The sequence below is a fragment of the Mycobacterium palustre genome (assembly GCF_002101785.1).
GTDB lineage: Bacteria > Actinomycetota > Actinomycetes > Mycobacteriales > Mycobacteriaceae > Mycobacterium > Mycobacterium palustre.
The window spans coordinates 1-1495 of the sequence record NZ_LQPJ01000045.1; the positions used below are offsets into that span (position 1 = coordinate 1).

Sequence of the window (1495 nt, forward strand, 5' to 3'; positions counted from 1 at the left end):
TGGCTGTGACAGCCTGATTTGGCCCCGGGTGGGCGGTCGAAAGTGGCCCCACCTGTGTGGTCGCGGGTGTGCTGTTGTGACGGTCTGAGTTGGCCCCACCTTGACGACACGCCGCGTCGGTTATGACGGCGTGAATTGGCCCCACCTGACAGTGATCACAGGCGGTTCCGGATGGCCCGGATCGCTGGTGAAGGGTTGGTGGCTGGAAAGGTGAGGACACGGGTGGAGCAGTTCGCAGCGATCCGCCGGGATCGTCGGGTTGAGGGTTTGTCGATCCGGGCGCTGGCAGATAAGTACCGGGTGCATCGACGCACAGTGCGCCAAGCGTTGGATTCGGCGGTGCCGCCGCCGCGCAAGACCGGGCCGCGAGCGGCGCCGCGGTTGGAGCCGTTCAAGGCGGCCATCGATGAGATGCTGCGTTCGGATCTGGATGCCCCGAAAAAGCAACGCCATACCGCGCGACGGGTGTTGGCGCGGCTGGTCGATGAGCATGACGCTGCCGGGTTGTCGTATTCGACGGTGCGCGACCACATCCGCAAACGTCGCCCACAGATCGCTGCGGAGGCGGGCCGGGCCTTGGAGGCGGGATTTGTGCCGCAGACCTACCGACCCGGCGCTGAAGCCGAGGTCGACTTCCACGATCTGTGGGTGATGCTGGCCGGGGTGAAGACCAAGACCGCACTGTTTACGATGCGGTTGTCGTTCTCGGGGCGAGCAGCGCATCGGGCGTTCGCCACCCAGGGCCAGGAAGCGTTTCTGGAGGGCCACGTTTACGGGTTCGACCGCCTCGGCGGGGTGCCGGTCGACAAGATCCGTTACGACAATCTCAATAGTGCGGTCAAGCAGGTGTTGTTCGGACGGTCCCGTCAGGAGAATGAACGCTGGATCGCGTTCCGCTCGCACTACGGCTTTGAAGCGTGGTATTGCCAGCCCGGTCACGACGGCAGCCACGAAAAGGGCGGCGTGGAAGGCGAAGGGGGCCGGTTTCGCCGCAATCACTGCGTGCCGATGCCGGTGGTCGACTCCATCGACGAGCTCAACGCCTTCTTGGCCGCTGCTGACGACGCCGACGATCGTCGTCGGATCGCTAACCGCGCCAACAGTGTTGGCCAGGACTGGGAAACCGAGCGGCAGTTCCTGCAGCCTGTTGCCGATCAGGGGTTTGAGACGGCGTTGACGCTGACTCCGCGGGTGGATCGGTACGCCCAGATCATGGTGCGCTGCAATCAGTATTCGGTGCCGGCCCGGTTCATCGGGCATCGTGTGCGGGTGAAACTGTCGGCGTCGCATGTCACTGTCTATGACCGCACCACGGTGGTGGCACGTCATCCCCGGGCAGTCGGCAAAGGCACCAAGGTGCTGGACTTGGACCACTATCTGGAGATCCTGGCCCGCAAACCCGGTGCGTTGCCGGGGGCCACCGCACTGGCTCAAGCGCGGGCGGCCAAACTGTTCACCGCTGAACATGACGCGTGGTGGGCCGCAGCCCGGCGGG

General features: G+C 64.9%; 1 protein-coding gene. It reads left to right on the top strand.

Annotation, left to right across the window (positions count from 1 at the left end; all coding sequences use genetic code 11):
• Window positions 1-210 precede the first annotated feature (210 nt).
• Window positions 211-1495: IS21 family transposase (gene istA, locus AWC19_RS03755; protein ID WP_245848692.1), on the top strand; the 1285-nt coding region annotated here is incomplete at its 3' end.